At 53.5% G+C, this 574-nt stretch carries 1 protein-coding gene; it reads right to left on the bottom strand.

Annotated elements, in window-relative coordinates; all coding sequences use genetic code 11:
- On the bottom strand, window positions 1-574 hold a 574-nt coding region (locus M3P05_RS20695), incomplete at both ends, for a WD40 repeat domain-containing protein (RefSeq protein ID WP_249702046.1).

Raw genomic sequence — 574 nt, forward strand, 5'->3', positions numbered from 1 at the left:
CCAGAGGCTGAGACCACCCGTCCATCGGGATGGACGACCATACATTTGACAAAATCATTGTGACCACTCAAGGTGGCAATACACATATCATCTGGAGCCTTCTTGTTCAGATCCAAGAGTTTCAGCGTGTTGTCGCCAGAATTTGAGATCACCCGTTCACCGGGATGGACGACCACACATCTGACCCGCATGTTTTGCCCTTTCAGAATGACGACACATTCATGGTCTGCCCCCCTGGTCAAGTCCCAAAGTTTCAGGGAACCGTCAGTAGCACCTGTAATCAGCCGCTCATCGTGGAGGATCGTCACACTTTTGCCCCAATCGTTGTGATCCCCCAATGTGGCAACACACTCCTCACCTGACCTCCGACCCAGATCCCAGACCTTTATTCCGTCACAAGCGCCAGAGATCACCCGCCCATCAGAGAGGATATCTACACATCTGATCGATTCGGTGTGCCCTGTTAAGGTGGCGATACACTTGTCACCGGTCTCCCGGGTCTGATCCCAGACTTTCAAGCTATGGTCACGTGAGCCCGAAATCACCCGCCCATTGGGCAGGATGGCCACGCATC

It is taken from the genome of Parendozoicomonas callyspongiae, from assembly GCF_023502345.1.
GTDB lineage: Bacteria > Pseudomonadota > Gammaproteobacteria > Pseudomonadales > Endozoicomonadaceae > Sansalvadorimonas > Sansalvadorimonas callyspongiae.